Origin of the sequence: Streptomyces sp. NPDC032940, from assembly GCF_040636935.1 — a bacterium.
In the GTDB taxonomy this organism is placed as follows: Bacteria; Actinomycetota; Actinomycetes; order Streptomycetales; family Streptomycetaceae; genus Streptomyces.
In genome coordinates this window covers 62,286-81,154 of sequence record NZ_JBEZVJ010000004.1, presented here as the reverse complement: position 1 = coordinate 81,154, position 18,869 = coordinate 62,286, and the positions used below count along the sequence as shown (strand labels likewise).

The window sequence follows — 18,869 nt, the reverse complement described above, 5'->3', positions numbered from 1 at the left end:
CCGGAGGTTATGGACTCCATGAACATGTCCACAAGAGGTCTCAACCACTTCGTGACACGCGGGAGGCGCACCGGCCCCCGGACACGCGAAGGCCCCCGGAGCGCGCGCGGGCACGCTCCGAGGGCCTCGGGAGGACCGGCCGGGAGGGGGCTGTTACTTCTTGTCGCCGCCCTTGCCCTGGTCGCCGCCGGCGCTCATGGACTCGTAGATCTCCTTGCACATGGGACACACGGGGTACTTCTTCGGGTCGCGGCCCGGTACCCAGACCTTGCCGCACAGCGCCACGACGGGGGTGCCGTCGAGGGCGCTCGCCATGATCTTGTCCTTCTGGACGTAATGGGCGAAGCGCTCGTGGTCGCCGTCGCCGTGGGACACCTGTGGCGTCGGCTCTACGAGGGTCCCCGTACCAGTCCCGCGCTCGGGCTCGAGAGTGCTCATAAACGCCAAGGGTACTGAAGCTCACACGCTTCAGTTGAGCGACGGGTCGTCCGGATACGTCGCCACCATCGCCAGCTCGCTGCGCTGGCGGCGCAGCACCTCGCGCCAGAGTCTCTCCGGGGACGGGCACGACACGTCGCCCGGCTCGGACTCCACCACGTACCAGGCGCCCTCCGTCAGCTCGTCCTCCAGCTGGCCGGGGCCCCAGCCGGCGTACCCGGCGAAGATCCGCAGGGCGCCCAGGGCCGGGGCCAGCAGCTCCGGGGGCGCCTCCAGGTCGACCAGGCCGATCGCGCCGTGCACCCTGCGCCAGCCCAGCGGAGCCGCCTCGCCGGACGTGCCGCCGGGGACGACGGCGACACCGAGGGCCGAGTCCAGCGACACCGGGCCGCCCTGGAAGACCACCCCGGGCTCGCCGGCGAGGTCCGCCCAGCCCTCCAGGATGTCGCCGACGTCGACCGGCGTGGGGCGGTTGAGGACGACACCGAGGGAGCCCTCCTCGTCGTGGTCGAGGAGGAGCACCACCGCACGCTCGAAGTTCGGGTCCGCCAGGGCGGGCGTTGCCACGAGCAGCCGCCCCGTGAGCGAGGACACCTCGGTCATGCCAGACATGATCCCGCATGTTCCCCTCCCATGGGGAGGCAATCGGGGGCACGGGAGTGAACGCGCACCCCCCGCACGCCCCCGTGCGGTGACCGCACGTGCCCGCCGCGGGACCCTTCGTGTTGTGACATACCTATGACGTCCCCGGACCCTCCTCGGGCTTACGGAACGGGGGTGCGGGGCGACTACCCTTTCCCTTCTGGCCCCTGCCCCACCCCACGGAACGCGAGATTCATGACCGTCAACGGCGCTGATGACGTACTGCTTGTCCACGGCGGAACCCCGCTGGAGGGCGAGATCCGGGTCCGCGGTGCGAAGAACCTCGTGCCGAAGGCCATGGTCGCCGCCCTGCTGGGCAGTGCGCCGAGCCGGCTGCGCAATGTGCCGGACATCCGCGATGTGCGGGTCGTACGCGGACTGCTGCAGCTGCACGGGGTGACGGTCCGCCCGGGCGAGGAGCCCGGCGAGCTGGTCCTCGACCCCACCCACGTGGAGAGCGCGAACGTCGCTGACATCGATGCCCACGCGGGCTCGTCGCGCATCCCGATCCTCTTCTGCGGCCCGCTGCTGCACCGCCTCGGGCACGCGTTCATCCCGGGCCTCGGCGGCTGCGACATCGGCGGCCGGCCCATCGACTTCCACTTCGACGTGCTGCGCCAGTTCGGCGCGAAGATCGAGAAGCGGGCGGACGGCCAGTACCTGGAGGCCCCGCAGCGGCTGCGCGGCACGAAGATAAACCTGCCGTACCCGTCCGTCGGCGCGACGGAGCAGGTGCTGCTGACGGCGGTGCTCGCCGAGGGCGTCACCGAGCTGTCCAACGCGGCCGTGGAGCCCGAGATCGAGGACCTGATCTGCGTCCTGCAGAAAATGGGCGCGATCATCGCGATGGACACCGACCGCACGATCCGCATCACCGGCGTGGACGAGCTGGGCGGCTACACCCACCGCGCCCTCTCGGACCGCCTGGAGGCCGCGTCCTGGGCCTCGGCGGCGCTGGCCACCGAGGGCAACGTCTACGTCCGCGGCGCCCAGCAGCGCTCGATGATGACGTTCCTCAACACCTTCCGGAAGGTCGGCGGCGCCTTCGAGATCGACGACGAGGGCATCCGCTTCTGGCACCCGGGCGGACAGCTGAAGTCCATCGCCCTGGAGACGGACGTGCACCCGGGCTTCCAGACCGACTGGCAGCAGCCCCTGGTGGTCGCGCTGACCCAGGCCACGGGCCTGTCCATCGTCCACGAGACGGTCTACGAGTCGCGGCTCGGCTTCACCTCCGCGCTCAACCAGATGGGCGCCCACATCCAGCTCTACCGCGAGTGCCTCGGCGGCTCCCACTGCCGCTTCGGCCAGCGCAACTTCCTCCACTCGGCCGTCGTCTCCGGACCGACCAAGCTGGAGGGCGCCGACCTGGTCATCCCCGACCTGCGCGGCGGCTTCTCCTACCTCATCGCCGCCCTCGCGGCCCAGGGCACGTCCCGGGTCCACGGCATCGACCTGATCAACCGCGGCTACGAGAACTTCATGGAGAAGCTCGTGGAACTCGGCGCCAAGGTCGAACTCCCGGGCAAGGCCCTGGGATAGCAGTAGTACACGCCGATGGGGCGGTCACCCGGACTCGGGTGACCGCCCCATCGGCGTTGACTCGAGCGCCCCAGAGGGGCGCGGGGCTGTATCGATCTGCGGCTCCGTCGCGCGGGCGCGACCGGCCACAACGGCCCCGTAGGCGCTCACGGCGCCGCGCCCTGAGGCGCTCAGGCGCGCTTACTTGCCCTTGGCGGCTTCCTTGAGCTTGGAGCCCGCCGACACCTTCACGCTGTAGCCGGCCGGGATCTGGATCGGGTCGCCGGTCTGCGGGTTGCGGGCGGTGCGAGCGGCACGGTGCGTGCGCTCGAAGGTCAGGAAGCCGGGGATGGTGACCTTCTCGTCGCCCTTGGAGACGATGTCGCCGACGACCTCGGCGAACGCGGCCAGCACGGCGTCGGCGTCCTTGCGGGTCACCTCGGCGCGGTCGGCCAGCGCGGCCACCAGCTCACTGCGGTTCATGTTGTTACTCCCGTGTTCTTCTTGCCGTTGAGGCGTGCCACGCGGCGGAGCCGCATGCGGGCACAGCGAAAGCCGATGCTGCCAGGGACCTCGGACAGTTCCCTCACCCGGGTCCGTCGTCGGGCCCTCGCGCCCAGACAGGCATCCTGCCTGCACCTGCGGCGGTAATGCCAATCCGGCACCCCCAGGAGTCGTGAGAACACCCTTGGGAGTCATACGGAGAGGGCCCCTGGCCTTGCGCCACCCTAGAGGGCGGTCCGAGGCGCTCCGTTCCACGACGCGCCGGTACGGCGGCCCGTCGTGGTGATCCTCACAGCCACCGCACGGGCCGCCCAGCCCTGTCCCGACGGGCTACGACGCGACGCCGGCGGCCTTCGCCGCCTCGCGCACGGCGCCCGCGACGGCACCGGCGACCTTGTCGTTGAAGACGCTGGGGACGATGTAGTTCGGGTTCAGCTCGTCCTCGGTCACGACGTCCGCGAGGGCCTGCGCGGCGGCCAGCATCATCTCCGTGTTGACGGTGCGGGACTGGGCGTCGAGCAGACCGCGGAAGACACCCGGGAAGACCAGCACGTTGTTGATCTGGTTCGGGAAGTCGGAGCGGCCGGTGGCCACAACCGCCGCCGTCTGACGGGCGATTGCCGGGTCCACCTCCGGGTCGGGGTTCGCGAGCGCGAACACGATGGCGCCGTCGGCCATGGCGGCCACGTCGTCGCCGTCCAGGACGTTGGGGGCGGAGACGCCGATGAAGACGTCGGCGCCGTGCACCGCCTCCTTCAGGGTGCCGGTCAGGCCCTCCGGGTTGGTGTTGTCGGCGATCCAGCGCAGCGCCGACTCGGGCGCGGCGTCGACCAGGTCGGCGCGGCCCGCGTGGACGACGCCGTGGATGTCGGCGACCACGGCGTTCTTGACGCCCGCGGCGAGCAGCAGCTTGAGGATGGCCGTGCCCGCGGCGCCGGCACCGGACATGACGACCCGCACGTTCTCGATGGGCTTGTCCACCACGCGCAGCGCGTTGGTGAGGGCGGCGAGGACGACGATCGCGGTGCCGTGCTGGTCGTCGTGGAAGACGGGGATGTCGAGGGCCTCGCGCAGCCGGGCCTCGATCTCGAAGCAGCGCGGCGCGGAGATGTCCTCCAGGTTGATGCCGGCGAAGCCCGGGGCGATGGCCTTGACGATCTCGACGATCGCGTCGGTGTCCTGGGTGTCCAGGCAGATCGGCCAGGCGTCGATGCCGGCGAAGCGCTTGAACAGGGCCGCCTTGCCCTCCATGACCGGCAGCGCGGCCTTCGGGCCGATGTTGCCGAGGCCGAGGACCGCGGAGCCGTCCGTCACGACCGCAACGGAGTTGCGCTTGATGGTCAGGCGGCGGGCGTCCTCGGGGTTCTCGGCGATCGCCATGCAGACGCGGGCCACACCGGGCGTGTAGACCATGGACAGGTCGTCACGGTTGCGGATGGGGTGCTTCGACGCCATCTCGATCTTGCCGCCGAGGTGCATCAGGAACGTACGGTCGGAGACCTTGCCGAGGATGACGCCCTCGATGCCGCGCAGCTGCTCGACGATCTCGTCGGCGTGCGAGGTGGAGCCGGCCGCGATGGTGACGTCGATACGGAGCTTGTCGTGGCCGGAGGCGGTGACGTCGAGGCCGGTCACCGAGCCGCCGGAGGACTCCACGGCGGTGGTGAGCTGCGAGACGGCGGTTCCGCTCGCGGGCACCTCCAACCTGATGGTCATCGAGTAGGAGACGCTGGGCGCCGTTGCCATGGCCGACTTCCTCTGCTTTCACCGTGTCGCGTGTTGTGCCGTCCGATCGTCGCACCTACCACCGGGTACGTGGTAGCCGCCCCGGATTGCGAACGTTTTGTTCGCGCGCCGTCCGACCGGAGGAGAGCTGCTTTCGGAAAACGACTTCCACCATACGAGAAGTTGCCCGTCAGCGGAAGAGGCACCGGAAGAGGCGTTCCGGAGCGGCGGTGCAGCGCGGGAAGAACTCGCGGGACGGGAATTGTCTTGCCGGAATCGTTTGTTACCTTGGATGTGGCACCGGCTCGATCCAAGCCCCCGGGCCCAACCTTCGTCGCTACGAGCGACCACTTGCCGCGAGGCGAGCATGGCGGGTCGGTGCCACCCAAGAGTTTCCTGAGACATCACGCGAGAGGCCCGCGCCGGACGGCGCGGGCCTCTCGTGCGTCTCGGGCGCGCTCAGTCCCGCAGCAGGTCCGGCACCCCGGCCGCGTCCGGCTCGTCCCGGTCGCACGAGACGATCGTCAGCTGCTGGGTGGCCCGGGTCAGGGCGACGTAGAGCACCCGCAGCCCGGCCGGCGACTCGTCCGCGATCTCCGCCGGCGAGACGACGACGGTCGCGTCGTACTCCAGGCCCTTGGCCTCCAGGCTGCCCAGCGCCACCACCCGGTCACCGAGCCCGGCGAGCCAGCGCCGGGCCTCCTCACGGCGGTTCATGGCCACGACGACGCCCACGGTGCCGTCGACGAGGTCGAGCAGCCGGGCCGCCTCCGCCCGCACCGTCGACGCGAGGGCGTCCCCGACGACGGCGAAGCGCGGCTCCACCCCGGTCGAGCGGACCGCCGACGGCGCCTCGGAGCCGGGCATCGCGAGGGCGAGCACCTTGGCCGCCAGCTCGGCGATCTCGGCCGGGTTGCGGTAGTTCACGGTGAGCTCGAAGCGCCGCCGGGGACGGGTGCCCAGGGCCTCGTCACGGGCCGCCGCCGCCTCGTCAGGGTCGGACCAGGAGGACTGGGCCGGGTCGCCGACGACGGTCCAGGTGGCGTGCCGGCCGCGGCGGCCGACCATCCGCCACTGCATGGGCGTGAGGTCCTGCGCCTCGTCGACGATGACGTGCGCGTACTCCGTACGCTCCTGCGCCAGCCGCTCGGCGCGCTCCCGCTGGGTCTCCTCGCGCTGCGGCATCAGCTCCTCGAGGCCGGTGAGCTGGTCCAGGGGGTCCAGCTCGCGCCGCTTGCGGGGGCGGGCCGGGGTGCCGAGGACGGCCTGCAGCTCGTCGAGCAGGGCGATGTCGTGCACGGAGTGGCCCTCACGGCGCAGCGACCGGGCGACCTTGCGGACCTCGCCGGGGTTGAGGATCCGCCGCGCCCAGCGGCCCAGCCGCTTCTCGTCCGCCATGGCCGCCAGCACGGCGCCGGGCGTCAGCTCCGGCCACCATGCGTCCAGGAAGGCGATGAAGGAATCCTCGGAGGTGACGTCCTCGTCGAAGGAGGAGCGCAGCTCGGCGGCCAGCTCCGGGTCGCTGTGCCGGCCCGCGGCGCCGGACTTGGCCCACAGGGCGTCCAGGAGCAGCCGGCGGGCGCGCGGCCGCAGCAGGTTGACCGGCGCCGTGCCCCCGAGCACGGTGCGGCGGACGGCGGCCAGCTCCTCCCCCTCCAGCTCCAGGCGCCGGCCGAAGGCGACGACCCGCAGCAGGGTCGGCGACCCCTCCGGCTCCAGCGCGCCGCGCGCGGCCTTGCGCAGCACCTTCAGCATCCGTGAGGAGCCCTTGGCGCGGGCGACGGCCGGGGAGTCGTACAGGGTGGCCTCGGCGCCGTCGACGAGCGAGCCGATCGCGCGGATGGCGACCTGTCCCTCCTCGCCGAGGGAGGGCAGCACGCCCTCGGTGTACGCGACGAGCAGCGGGGTCGGCGAGACGATCAGGATGCCGCCCGAGTAGCGGCGCCGGTCCTGGTAGAGCAGGTACGCCGCCCGGTGCAGGGCGACGGCGGTCTTGCCGGTGCCGGGGCCGCCCTCAACGTACGTCACGGAGGCGGCGGGGGCGCGGATGACCAGGTCCTGCTCGGCCTGGATGGAGGCGACGATGTCCCGCATGCTGTGGGTGCGGGCCTGGCCGAGGGCGGCCATGAGGGCGCCGTCACCGATGACGGGCAGTGCCTCGCCGTCCAGGTACGCCGTGATCTCGGGCCGCATCAGGTCGTCCTCGACGCCGAGGACGCGCCGCCCCTTGGACCGGATGACCCGGCGGCGCACGACCCGGCCCGGGTCGACGGGGGTGGAGCGGTAGAACGGCGCGGCGGCGGGTGCCCGCCAGTCGATGACCAGCGGCGCGTAGTCCTCGTCCAGCACGCCGATGCGGCCGATGTGCAGGGTCTCGGCGATGTCGGCGGTGTCGTCGGGCCGTACGGCGCCCTCGGCGGGCTCCACGGCCGTGTACGCGCCGTCCGGGCCCTTCTTGCCGTCCTTGCCGAGGAGCAGGTCGATGCGGCCGAAGAGGAAGTCCTCGAACTCGTTGTTGAGCCGGTTCAGGTGGATACCCGCCCGGAAGACCTGCGCGTCGCGCTCGGCGAGCGCGCCGGGGGTGCCGACGTGGCCGCGCTGCGCCGCGTCGTGCATGAGGAACTCGGCCTCGTGGATCTTCTCCTCGAGTCGGCGGTACACCCGGTCCAGGTGTGCCTGTTCCACGCTGATCTCTCGGTCGCGTACGGAATCGTGCACCGAGTCGACCGCCGAATCCTGTTGTGCCTGTGCGGCCACCGGGCCCCCTTCTGACGTGCTGGGCAGCCGTCAACCGTACGCGAAGGGGGGCCGGTAGGCCACGGGGCGGTCCGGCGGGACTACACGTCCACCTCCACCAGGCGGTCGCCGTCGAAGGTCATGACCTCGAAGTGGTCGATGTCGTTGGGTTCCAGGGCGGCGCCGCCGTGCACGTAGAGCGGCTCCTTGGCCTTGTCGGTGGCGGCGCCCGGGATGCCGTAGCCCCAGTTCGGGACGGACCAGGAGCTGAGCGTCTCGCGCTCGCCGTTCTTGCCGACGGCGATCAGGGAGCACTTCTCCGGCCCCTTGACGTTCTTGAGCTCCAGGACGGCGTCGGTGCCCCAGGCCTTCTTCTCCAGGGCCACGGTCGCACTGACCTTGGTGGTCGGGTCGGTCGCGGTGACCCGGTCGGGCATGGCGGCGAAGGCGGACGCGGCGGGGCTCGCGGTCTGCCGCGCCTCGGTGCTCCGGCCGCCGTCGTCGCCGCCGCTGGTCGTCGCCACGGCGGCGAAGGGGCCGCCGATGATCAGCGCGGCGGCGGTGCCCACCAGGTAGAAGTTGCGGCGGCGCTTGCTCGCGCGGCGCTCGGCGACCTCGTCGACGAGTTTCTCCGCCAGCCGCGGGCTGGGTTTGGCGGTCAGCGACTCGGCGATCGCGGGGGTGCCCGCGCCCGGCAGATCCGCGAGGGCGGCCATCATGGGCTCCATGCCGGCCAGCTCGTCGAGCTGCTGGGCGCACCACTCGCAGCCCGCGAGATGCGCCTCGAAAGCGGTTGCTTCGGCGTCGTCGAGAATCCCGAGGGCGTAGGCGCCGACGGTCTCGTGTTCGTTCGGCACCGATGATCCCTGCATGGGGGCAGAACTACCCGTATCGCCCGCGCCGAATCCCTGGAATCCCCCGTACCCGCTCATCACGCCGTCACCCCCCGCTCCTCCAGTGCCAGCTTCATCGAACGCAGGGCGTAGAACACCCGGGAGCGAACGGTGCCGCTGGGTATGCCCAGTGTCTGCGCCGCCTCATTGACGGTACGCCCTTTGAAGTACGTCTCGACGAGGACCTCCCGGTGGGCCGGGGTCAGGTCGTCGAGCGCGTCCGAAAGCGTCATCAGCCACAGCGCCTTGTCGATCTCGTCCTCCGCGGGGATGACCTCCAGCGGCGACGGATCGACCTCCTGCGGCCGGGCCTGCCGGCTGCGGTGGCCGTCGATGACGATGCGCCGGGCGACCGTCACCAGCCAGGGGCGTACCGATCCGGTCGCCCGGTTGAGCTGACCGGCGTTCTTCCAGGCACGGATGAGCGTCTCCTGGACGACGTCCTCTGCGCGCTGCCGGTCCCCCGCGACCAGCCGCAGCACGTACGCCAGCAAGGGGCCGGCGTGCTCCCGGTACAGGGCACGCATCAGCTCCTCGTCGGGCTCCGAGGAGCTCTGGGGCATGCGATGTCGGGCCCTCGCACCACGTTCACCGGCCACGACGGAATCCTTGCGCACGCCCACCTCCGATGTCCGGGGGTTCCCCCAGTCGGTCGCTCGTCCATCCGGTACGGACGCGGGGTGCGGGGTGTTCAAAGTGAGGTGACAGTTTTCTCCGGGGGCGGGTGACGAAGCGGGCGGGGGCGGACATGGCGGCACATCCCGCACGCACGCCCGGCGGACCGTCGGCGTGTGCCTCAGCGGGCGAGGGCGGCGCGGCGGCGGTGGCGGGCGACGCGTTCGCGGTTGCCGCAGATCTCGCTGGAGCACCAGCGCCTGCGGCGGCCCCGGGAGGTGTCCACGTACACGATCGGGCAGTTGTCGCCCGCGCACTGGCGCAGGCACGCCCGCGCGACGGGGTCGGTGAGCAGTTCCACGGCGTCCCGGGCGAGGGCGCCGAGCAGTGCGGCGCACTCCGGAGGCGCCGTCAGCTGCCGTACCAGCACGCCGTCCTCGCCGCGTACCGCGCGGGGCGCGGGGGGTGCGGCGCGGGCGAGGTCGTTGACGCGGGCGAGCGCGAGGTCGTAGGGGCCGCCGGGGCCGCGCGGGGTGCGGGCGCGCACCAGGCGGGCGGTCTGGCAGCGCAGTTCGCGGAAGCCGGCCAGCCAGGAGGCGTCGGCGTGGTCCAGGGGCGTGCCGGGCGGGACGATCCCGGAGCCGGTGATCCAGGCGCGCAACACCGTGACGGAGTCGAGCCGTTCGACGGGGTGGGTGGTGGCGAGGAGGTCCAGACAGACCCGCCCGGTGTCGAACCGCAGCTCGGACGGTCCTGTCGCCGTACCCAGTGCCATGTTCCTGTCACCGCCTAGGGGTTGCCCGCGGTGTCGCGGGCTGGGGAGGGGAGCAGGTGGACCGCTCCCTCTACAGTGCCTGCCCGCTCCCGCGCCCGGAACCCCTCGTACCGCCCCCGCCCGGACGCTCCCGCACGCGCCCGGCGCGTCGGGCATGTCCGCCGCGCAGGGAACCGCCCGCCGACCGGGCACACGGCCGGCGGACGGCCCGCGACTCGCCGGCGGGCGGCCGCCGTGGGCCGGCGCGGGGGTGCTGGTCGCGGGTACGGACCGCGGCGGGGTGCGAGCCACGCAGCCACGGCCACCGACGGGGACCGGGGCTCCGCCACGGCACAGCGCCCGCCGGGCGGGAGCGGCAGCACGGTGCGGCGCCCGCCGGGGGACCCGGTGCGGGGGTCGGCCCTCGCCGCTGCCCGCGGACAGCGGGGCGGGTCAGTCGTCGGCGTACTTCGCGTCCGCGGCCGGGTCCAGGGCCAGGCGGTAGCCGCGTTTGACCACCGTCTGGATCAGCTTCGGGGTGCCGAGGGCGGTGCGGAGGCGGGCCATCGCCGTCTCCACGGCGTGCTCGTCGCGCCCGGCGCCCGGCAGGGCCCGCAGCAGTTCCGCGCGGGGCACGACCCAGCCCGGCCGCCTCGACAGCACCCGCAGCAGGGACATCCCGGCGGGCGGCACCGTCCTGAGCTCCCCGTCGACCAGCACGGCGTGGCCGCGGATCTCCACCCGGTGGCCGGCGACGGGCAGCGAACGGGCCCGTCCCGGCAGCTCCTGGCACAGCAACTGCACGAGGGGGCCGAGCCGGAAGCGTTCGGGCTGGGCCGTGTCGACGCCGTGCGCCTGGAGCGGCACCGCGGTGACCGGGCCGACGCAGGCGGGCAGCACGTCGTGGCCGAGTGCGGCGAGCAGCTCGGGCAGCCGGCCGCGCTCCTCGGCACGGCTCAGGAAGGACGCGGCGGCCGGCGCGCTCGTGAAGGTCACCGCGTCCACGCCCCGCGCGACGACGGCGTCCAGCAGCCGGTCCACGGGCCCGAGGTCCTCCGGCGGCAGCCACCGGTAGACGGGCACCCCGACGACCTCGGCGCCGCCCGCCCGCAGCGCCTCCACGAACCCCGGCAGCGGCTCGCCGTGCAGCTGTACGGCGACCCGGCGGCCGTCGACGCCCTCCGCCAGCAGGCGGTCCAGCACCTCGGCCATGGACTCGGAGGACGGCGACCACCGCTCCGTCAGCCCTGCGGCGCGCACGGCGCCCTTGACCTTGGGCCCGCGCGCGAGCAGTTCGACCGCGCGCAGCCGCTCCACCAGGGCGTCGCCGAGCCCCCAGCCGTCGGCGGCCTCGACCCAGCCCCGGAAGCCGATGGCGGTGGTGGCCACGACGACGTCCGGCGCCTGGTCGATCAGCTGCTTGGTCGCGGCCAGCAGCTCGCTGTCGTCGGCGAGCGGCACGATCCGCAGCGCCGGGGCGTGCAGGACGGCGGCGCCGCGCCGCTGGAGCAGCGCGCCCAGTTCGTCGGCACGGCGCGCGGCGGTGACGCCCACGGTGAATCCGGCGAGGGGGCCGTGGTCCGGCTGCTGCTGTTCGTCGTCCATCGCTCTCGTCCCGGTCGTCGTACCTGCCTGTACGGCGACCGAGCCTGTCAACGGCGCGTGACGGGCTCGGTTCCACCGCATGTCACCAGTGTTACGTCATACCCGGGCGTAGCCGAGCCGGTCCTCCGCCTCCGCCGGGTCCGCCGGACCGTCCGGCACCCGCGGGGCGGGGCGGCGAAGGTATACCGCCCAGGTGACGGCGAAACAGACGGCGTAGTAGGCGAGGAACGCCACGAAGGCGCCGGTGCCGGAGCCGACGGAGAGAAAGGACTGCCGGAAGGCGAGGTTGATGGCGACGCCCCCGAGCGCGCCGACCGCGCCGATCAGTCCCATGGAGGCACCCGAGAGCCGCCGCCCGTACGCCACGGCCTCCTCCCCCGTCAGTCCCCGGGCGAGCGCCTTGTTCTGGAAGATGCCGGGGATCATCTTGAACGTGGACCCGTTGCCGAGCCCGCTGAGCACGAACAGCACCACGAACGCGATGACGAACAGCGCGAGCGACTTCGCCATGCTGGCCGCGACGAGTACGGCGGTGGCGGCGGCCATGGCCACGAAGTTGCCCAGCGTGATCCGCGCGCCGCCGTACCGGTCGGCGAGCCGGCCGCCCAGCGGCCGGATCAGCGAACCGAGCAGCGGGCCGATGAAGGTGAGGTAGGCGGCCTGGAGCGGCGTGCGCCCGAACTGGGTCGTCAGCACCTGCCCGAAGGCGAAGCTGTAGCCGATGAAGGAGCCGAACGTGCCGATGTACAGCACGGACATGATCCAGGTGTGCGCGTCCCGGGCCGCGTCCTTGGCGGCCCCGGTGTCGTTGCGGACGGACGCGAGGTTGTCCATGTGGCGGGCGGCGAGGACGGCGGCCAGGAGGATCAGCGGGATGTAGACGCCGAGCAGCACCCGGGGCCCGCCGTTCGCCCCGATGATGGCCAGCGCGGCGAGCTGGATGACCGGCACGCCGATGTTCCCGCCCCCGGCGTTGAGACCGAGCGCCCAGCCCTTCTTCCGCAGCGGGAAGAAGGCGTTGATGTTGGTCATGGAGGACGCGAAGTTGCCGCCGCCGATACCGGCCAGCAGGCCGACCAGGAGGAAGGTCGAGAAGGACGTCCCCGGCTCCATGACCACGAAGGCCGCGACGGTCGGCACGAGCAGCAGCCCGGCGGAGACGACCGTCCAGTTCCGCCCGCCGAAGACCGCCACGGCGAAGGTGTACGGCACCCGCACGACGGCCCCGACCAGGGTCACCACGGACGTCAGCAGGAACTTGTCGGCCGGCGTCAGCCCGTACTCGGGACCCATGAAGAGCACCAGCACGGACCACATCGTCCACACCGAGAACCCGATGTGCTCGGAGAGGACGGAGAAGAACAGGTTGCGCCGGGCGATCGGCTCCCCCGTCTCCTTCCAGAAGGTCTCGTCCTCGGGATCCCAGTGCTGGATCCAGCGGCCACCAGGGACTGTCATGACGCCTCCACACGCTCCGGGCTCGGTCGCACCGAAGGTAGGAAGACCGCGTTTCGGTCCGGTGGGGCTGCGGGTGACCACCAGGGAACGTCGGTCTCACCCGGCGCGGGGGCCGGGTGAGAGGTCAGCCCTGCGGGGGCTGGGGCTGCCCGTGCGGGTTCTGGTGGAGGTGGGGATACGGCTGCTGCTGCGGGGCGTACGCCTGGGGCTGCGGGGCGTACGGCTGCGGCTGGGGCTGTGCGTAGGCGCCCTGCGGCGGGTACGGCTGCTGAGCGGCGTACGGGCCGGGGGCGGGGGCCGGCCGGGCGTACCCGCCGTACGGGCCGGCGCCGAAGGGGTTGCCGTGGCCGGGGAGTTGGGCCCCCGGGGGCAGGTAGCGGAGGCGGCCGGTCTCGTCCGGTACCGGCTGGAATCCGGCGGCCTGGAGGCGGGCCGCGAACTTGGCGTTGCGCTTGCGGGTGACCAGCAGGCCGACGCCCAGGAGCGCCAGGACGAACAGCCAGACGATCGCGGCCATCACGAAGTCGTCGGACCGGCCGCCGGCCCGGTAGGCGAGGACGACACAGCCGATGGTGGCGCCGAGGGCGCCGTAGCCCATCCGCTTCTGGGCGTTCTGGCCGGTGAGGTCGAAGTTGATGCGGGCCTTGAGGAGTTCGAAGGCGTCCGGCACCAGCGGCGGCACCGACACGCCGTCGCCGGCCTGCGGGTACTGCGCCCAGTTCTGGGCGGCCCGCGCCCGTGCCTGCGGGCTGGGGTCGGGCACGATCAGCATCCTGAGCTGGCTGTTGTTCCCGCCGCCCTGGCGCACATCGGCGTACTCGTACCCGAACTGCTGGGCGATGAAGGCGAGCCGGGCCAGCTTCTTCACCGATGCCATCGGACTGGTCAGCTCGACCGGCTCACCGCTCGCCATCAGCCGCAGCATCTTCTGTGTCTGCCGCTTGCTCATCCCACCGCTCCCCCGGGCCGGCTCCGGCCACCCTCTTCACGTCCGCGACGCGGGGCAGTCTCGCACGGGGGAGCGGAACGCGTCAGCCCCGGTGGGTCCCAGGGGCTGTCAGACAGGCCCTACGCCGACGCCCGCTTGCCCGTGGAGCGCTTCGTGCCGTTCGGCCACAGGCGTGGCTTCCGCTTCGCGGCGAGGTCCTCGATCCAGCCGACGGCGAGGACCATCAGGCCGATCAGGGGCCACACGAGCGCGAACATCCACAGCGAGTACGCCTCCGTGATGGCGTCCGCCCCTCGCGCGCTCTGCATGAACGGGAGCCGGTACAGCAGGTCCACGATCGGCACCGTCAGCATGATCAGCAGGTTGTGCCACAGGTAGATGGTGACCGCCCGGTTGTTGGAGAGGGTCACCAGCTTGTCCCACCTGGCCAGCCGGCCCGGGAGTTCCTGCCAGGACGGGGAGTACTGGAGCAGGATGACCACGAAGCCGAACGACCAGGCGGCCTGTGCCATCGGGATGTCGTTGAGGTCCCAGCCGTCGGCACCCAGGTGGCCCGAGGCCCACCACAGGCCGAAGGCCATCACCAGGGACGCCAGGGAGACGGCGACGTAGCGCGGGATCTGCTTCAGCAGGCCCTCGTTGTGGGCGAAGCCGAGTACCCAGCAGCTGCCGTACACCGCGAAGTCGGTGACCGCGTTGCCCGTCTCGCCGGGGATCTTCACCAGGCCGGTGCCGACGATCGCCGTCAGACCCAGCGGGGCGAGCAGCGTCGGCCAGGGGGCACGGCGGAAGGCCCACAGCAGCAGCGGGGACGCGATGACGAACCACAGGTAGGCGCGCAGGTACCAGAGCGGTCCCGCGGCCTGCACGGCCCAGGTCTCGTCCAGCAGGCCCGACGGGGAGCCGCTGTGCCAGGGGTAGGGCGGGGCGCCGATCGGGACGATGTAGTTGAACAGCGAGAGCAGACCCCAGGTGTCCCCGTGGTCCGGGTCGTCGAGCGGGTTCCACCCGCTCGCGAACATCATCGCCAGCGCGACCGCGCCGAAGGCCCACATGGGCGGCAGCAGACGGCGGACGCGGCTGCGGATCACGCTCAGCGCCGGGCGCTTGAGCGAACGCGCCATCAGCGAACCGGCCAGCGCGAACATCACGCCCATCGACGGGAACAGCACGGACAGCCAGGCCCAGCCGAAGAGGTGGTACACCACGACGCGGACCAGGGCGATGGAGCGCAGCAGGTCGAGGTACCGGTCGCGGCCGGGCTTCCTGGGCGCCGGTGCGGCGGCCTCCGGCGCGGGCTCGGGCGTGGGTGCGGGCTCCGTCGTGTGCTGCTGCCCGACGGCGTACGGCGTCCCCGGGACACCGCCGCCGCCCGGGCCCCCGGCGTGCGGCGCTCCGTACATGTCTGCGTACGGCGTCCCGTACGCGTCTGCGTACGGGGTTCCATAGGGTGCCGCCGGTTCCGGGTCCCTGCCCGTACCGGTCGTGTATCCGTGGGTCATGCCACGGGCCTCCGATCATTGCCGCTGCGCGACCGCTGGCCCGGGACCCCGCCGCCCGGGGCCTCCACGACGCCGGTGCGGCGCAGCTTCTGCCAGCGCAGGCGGCCGCCGGTGAGCGCGGTGATCCAGGACTGGAGCAGCACGACGTACATGAGCTGGCGGTAGAGGACCTGCTGCAGGGGCAGCGAGATGAGATGGGTCATGCGTTCGCGGTCGAGGCGGAACGCGTACGCCGCGCAGACCGCCTGGATGGCGAGGACGCCCAGCCAGGCCACGATCGTCTTCTGGGTCGGGCCGAACACGATGCCGTACAGCAGGAAGATGTCGATCAGCGGCGCCAGCAGCGGGGCCAGGACCATGAACAGCGAGACGAAGGGCAGCCCGACGCGGCCGAAACGGCCCGAGGGGCCCCGCTCGATCACGGCGCGGCGGTGCTTCCAGATGGCCTGCATGGTGCCGTAGGACCAGCGGTAGCGCTGGGACCACAGCTGCTGGACGGACTCGGGGGCCTCGGTCCAGGCGCGGGCGTTCTCGGCGTAGACGACGCGCCAGCCGGCGCGGTGCAGCGCCATGGTGACGTCGGTGTCCTCGGCGAGGGTGTCGTCGCTCATGCCGCCGAACGGTTCGAGCGCCGAGCGCCGGAAGGCACCCACGGCGCCCGGGATGGTCGGCATGCAGCGCAGTACGTCGTACATGCGGCGGTCCAGGTTGAAGCCCATCACGTACTCGATGTGCTGCCAGGCGCCGATGAGGCTGTCCTTGTTGCCGACCTTCGCGTTGCCCGCGACGGCGCCGACCTTGGGGTCGCCGAAGGGCTGGACGAGTTCGCGGACGGTGGACGGCTCGAAGACCGTGTCGCCGTCCATCATCACGACGATGTCGTAGCTGGCGTTGGCCAGACCGCGGTTGAGCGCGGCGGGCTTGCCCGCGTTGAGCTGCCGGATCACCCTGACGTTGGGCAGGCCCATCGCCTCGACGATCCGGGCCGTGCCGTCGCTGGAGCCGTCGTCGATGACGATGACCTCGATGGGGTGGTCGCTCTCCATCAGGGAACGGACGGTGTTCTCGATGCACTTGGCCTCGTTGTACGCCGGCACCAGCACCGTCACCGGCTCGGTGACGGGCGGGCCCCAGCGGAAGTTCCTGCGGCGCACCCGGCGGGCGTGGATGCCGGACAGCAGGAGCATCAGCACGAAGCGGGCGATCACCAGGGTGCCGATGATCGACAGGCCCACGACCAGGCCGTCCGTGAGCTTCTCGGAGGCCTGGACCAGCCAGACCCACGCCTTGCCCTTCCACAGGTCGACGCCGGTCACCGGGGTCATGGCGCTGGGCGCGTCCAGGGCCTCGGTGAGGTTGTCGAACTCGTAGCCCTTCTCCTTCAGGTCGGGCAGGAACTTGTCCAGGGCCTGCACGGTCTGGTGGCGGTCGCCGCCGGAGTCGTGCATCAGGACGATGGCGCCCTTGCCGCCGTGCGGGGTGGCGCGGCGGATGATCTCGTGGACGCCGGGCTTCTGCCAGTCCTCGCTGTCGGTGTTGTTGACGACGGTGATGTAGCCGCGGGAGCCGATGTACTCGGTGACGGGCCAGGACTTGTCGTCCATGGCGTCGGCGAAGGAGGAGTACGGCGGGCGGAAGAGCGAGGTGCGCACGCCGGCCGCGCCGGTGATCGCCAGCTGGTTCTGCGACAGCTCCCAGTCGATGCGCTTCTTGGACTGGAAGGAGAGGTCGGGGTGGTTGAAGGTGTGCAGGCCGACCTCGTGGCCCTCGTCGACCATGCGCTTGACGAGGTCCGGGTAGCGGGAGGCCATGGTGCCGGTGACGAAGAAGACCGCGTGGGCGTCGTGCTTCTTCAGCACGTCCAGCACCTTGGGCGTCCAGGTCGGGTCCGGGCCGTCGTCGAAGGTGAGGACCAGGCGGTGGTCGGGCACGCGCAGGCTGTTGACCTGGCCGCCGCGGGTGTCGATGACCGGGCCGCCCTCGAGGATCTCCTCGGGGACCTGGTCGGTGGCGGCGGGCGGCTGGACGCGGTGGTCGGCGAGGATCTCGCTGTGCACGTAGCCGCGCAGCATGAGCATCGCCACCAGGGCGACGAGGACGAGCAGGGGCAGCAGCAGGCGCAAGGGCAGGCGGCGGCGCCGGGCGCCGTCCCGGGCGCCGCGGGCGGCGCCGTGACGGCGGGTGCGGGAGGCCATCAGAGGGTGTACTCCGGGGACAGGGAGAGGGACGTGGAGGTGTCGGCCGGCGCGGTGTCGGCGACGGGTGCGGCCGCGGTTCCGGCGGCCACCGGGGAGGTGTCGCTCGCGCCGTTGACCGTGGTGCCGCCGCCGGGGTCGGCCGGGGTGGAGGCGCCGTCCGTGGGCGTGGTCGGGTCGACCGGGGTCTCCCCACCGCCCGCCGGGGTCGACGGGTCCGTGGTGACGGGGGGCGGCTGCTGCGTGGACACCGTCGGGCCCGGCTCGGCGGCGCCGCCTCCGCCGCCCGGCTTCGGGGCGGTCGCGGACCCGGAGGGCTGGGGATCGGCGCTGCTGCCCGGCTGCTTCGCGGTGCCGGAGGTGCCGGGCGCCGGGGCGTCGGCACCGGGGGTCGTCGCCGCTCCGGTGCCGGCCGAGGGGCTGGCCCCCGCTCCGGCGGTGGCGCCCGCGGAGGGCTGCGCGGACTGCGAGGGCAGCGGGGTGGTGTCGACCTGTCCGGCCGGCTTGCCCTGTTCCTGGCCCGGAACGGGCAGCCAGGGCGCGTTGGAGTTGCCCGACAGGAGCGTGGAGACGATGACGACGGCGTAGATGGCGCAGGCGCCGCCGAGGGCGATGCCGATGCGGCGGAAGCGGCGGCTGCGGCGGCCCGACTCGTCGACGAACACCGGTCCGTCGGAGGCGTCGGAGGCGGCGTGCTTGCCGGGGCCGCTCGCGGATGCGCGGCGGATCACGCCGTCGCCGAGCTGGACGGCGTCGAGCTGGACCGTCACCTCGTGGGGGTCGTGGGTGTGGTCGCCGGCGGAGGCCGGGCCCGGGTCCGTGGCGTCGGACGCGTCCAGGGTGTCCGGCGACTCCTGCCAGGGGTCGCGGAGGGCGGCGGTGGCGGGGCCGGGCGCGGGGAAGGCGCGGGTCGGGGCCGCCTGGGCCGCCGACGGGAGGACGTCCGTCCGGTCGGTGTCGCGACCTATGCGGTCGCGGCCTATACGGTCCTGGGCTATTCGGTTTGGGGCTATTCGGTCCTGGGCTATGCGGTCCCGGCCGGTTCGGCCCTGCCGCGGCGGACCGCCGAAGAGGTCGGCGCCCGCCTGGGGACGCAGGACCTCGGTCTCGGCGGCACCCGTGTCGGGCCGCGGGACGTCGGTGCCACCGGCCGGGAACTCCCGGTGTCCCCCGAACCATCCGGGCTCCGCGGGCGCACCCGGCGCGGGAAGCACCCGGGTGGCGTCCTGCTGTGGATCCGGCTCCGCGACCTCACGAGCACCGGACATGGCGTCGGGCCATTCCGGTTGGTTGTTTTTCTGCCAGTTCTCCACGCGCACGCACTTCCCCCCG

General features: G+C 72.5%; 15 protein-coding genes. 1 reads left to right on the top strand and 14 read right to left on the bottom strand.

Features of this window, described 5'->3' with window-relative positions:
- Positions 1-153 precede the first annotated feature (153 nt).
- The gene (locus AB0E77_RS07350) at positions 154-438 is read right to left on the bottom strand and encodes a DUF3039 domain-containing protein (protein WP_171991040.1); all 285 of its coding nucleotides are present in this window, start codon (positions 436-438) and stop codon (positions 154-156) included.
- Between the two features lie 30 nt (positions 439-468).
- A complete protein-coding gene (locus AB0E77_RS07345) occupies positions 469-1,041 on the bottom strand; it encodes a YqgE/AlgH family protein (protein ID WP_361566857.1) in 573 nt (190 codons plus the stop codon).
- A 234-nt stretch (positions 1,042-1,275) separates the two neighbouring features.
- On the opposite strand from AB0E77_RS07345, the gene murA reads away from it, so the two are divergent.
- A complete protein-coding gene (murA, locus tag AB0E77_RS07340; protein WP_361566854.1) occupies positions 1,276-2,622 on the top strand; it encodes a UDP-N-acetylglucosamine 1-carboxyvinyltransferase in 1,347 nt (448 codons plus the stop codon).
- Between the two features lie 180 nt (positions 2,623-2,802).
- Here murA and AB0E77_RS07335 read toward each other — a convergent pair whose 3' ends face one another.
- The 12 genes from AB0E77_RS07335 to AB0E77_RS07280 form a co-directional block, all read right to left on the bottom strand.
- Positions 2,803-3,084: an HU family DNA-binding protein gene (locus AB0E77_RS07335; protein ID WP_004000874.1), complete on the bottom strand. Its 282-nt coding sequence runs from the start codon at positions 3,082-3,084 to the stop codon at positions 2,803-2,805.
- 351 nt (positions 3,085-3,435) lie between these two features.
- A complete protein-coding gene (locus tag AB0E77_RS07330) occupies positions 3,436-4,851 on the bottom strand; it encodes an NAD-dependent malic enzyme (protein ID WP_361566851.1) in 1,416 nt (471 codons plus the stop codon).
- 438 nt (positions 4,852-5,289) lie between these two features.
- Positions 5,290-7,587 (bottom strand): UvrD-helicase domain-containing protein, encoded by a 2,298-nt coding sequence (locus tag AB0E77_RS07325; protein ID WP_361566848.1) that lies wholly within the window; start codon positions 7,585-7,587, stop codon positions 5,290-5,292.
- Between the two features lie 80 nt (positions 7,588-7,667).
- Positions 7,668-8,438: a zf-HC2 domain-containing protein gene (locus AB0E77_RS07320; RefSeq protein WP_361566846.1), complete on the bottom strand. Its 771-nt coding sequence runs from the start codon at positions 8,436-8,438 to the stop codon at positions 7,668-7,670.
- 59 nt (positions 8,439-8,497) lie between these two features.
- Positions 8,498-9,022: a sigma-70 family RNA polymerase sigma factor gene (locus AB0E77_RS07315; protein ID WP_052412023.1), complete on the bottom strand. Its 525-nt coding sequence runs from the start codon at positions 9,020-9,022 to the stop codon at positions 8,498-8,500.
- A 233-nt stretch (positions 9,023-9,255) separates the two neighbouring features.
- A complete protein-coding gene (locus tag AB0E77_RS07310) occupies positions 9,256-9,849 on the bottom strand; it encodes an ABATE domain-containing protein (RefSeq protein WP_361566843.1) in 594 nt (197 codons plus the stop codon).
- Between the two features lie 432 nt (positions 9,850-10,281).
- On the bottom strand, positions 10,282-11,433 hold the full coding sequence (locus AB0E77_RS07305) for a uroporphyrinogen-III synthase (protein WP_361566840.1): 1,152 nt from the start codon (positions 11,431-11,433) through the stop codon (positions 10,282-10,284).
- A 96-nt stretch (positions 11,434-11,529) separates the two neighbouring features.
- Complete coding sequence (locus tag AB0E77_RS07300) at positions 11,530-12,891, bottom strand: nitrate/nitrite transporter (RefSeq protein ID WP_361566837.1); 1,362 nt, start codon at positions 12,889-12,891, stop codon at positions 11,530-11,532.
- A 124-nt stretch (positions 12,892-13,015) separates the two neighbouring features.
- Positions 13,016-13,840, bottom strand: coding sequence for a hypothetical protein (locus AB0E77_RS07295; protein WP_361566834.1), 825 nt, complete (start codon positions 13,838-13,840; stop codon positions 13,016-13,018).
- Positions 13,841-13,959: 119 nt separating this feature from the next.
- On the bottom strand, positions 13,960-15,342 hold the full coding sequence (locus AB0E77_RS07290; protein ID WP_361566831.1) for an acyltransferase: 1,383 nt from the start codon (positions 15,340-15,342) through the stop codon (positions 13,960-13,962).
- Positions 15,339-17,537, bottom strand: a complete 2,199-nt coding sequence (locus tag AB0E77_RS07285) for a glycosyltransferase (protein WP_361566828.1) — start codon at positions 17,535-17,537, stop codon at positions 15,339-15,341. Before AB0E77_RS07285 ends, AB0E77_RS07290 begins: the two co-directional genes overlap by 4 nt.
- Positions 17,537-18,805: a hypothetical protein gene (locus AB0E77_RS07280; protein WP_361566825.1), complete on the bottom strand. Its 1,269-nt coding sequence runs from the start codon at positions 18,803-18,805 to the stop codon at positions 17,537-17,539. Before AB0E77_RS07280 ends, AB0E77_RS07285 begins: the two co-directional genes overlap by 1 nt.
- Positions 18,806-18,869: the final 64 nt, after the last annotated feature.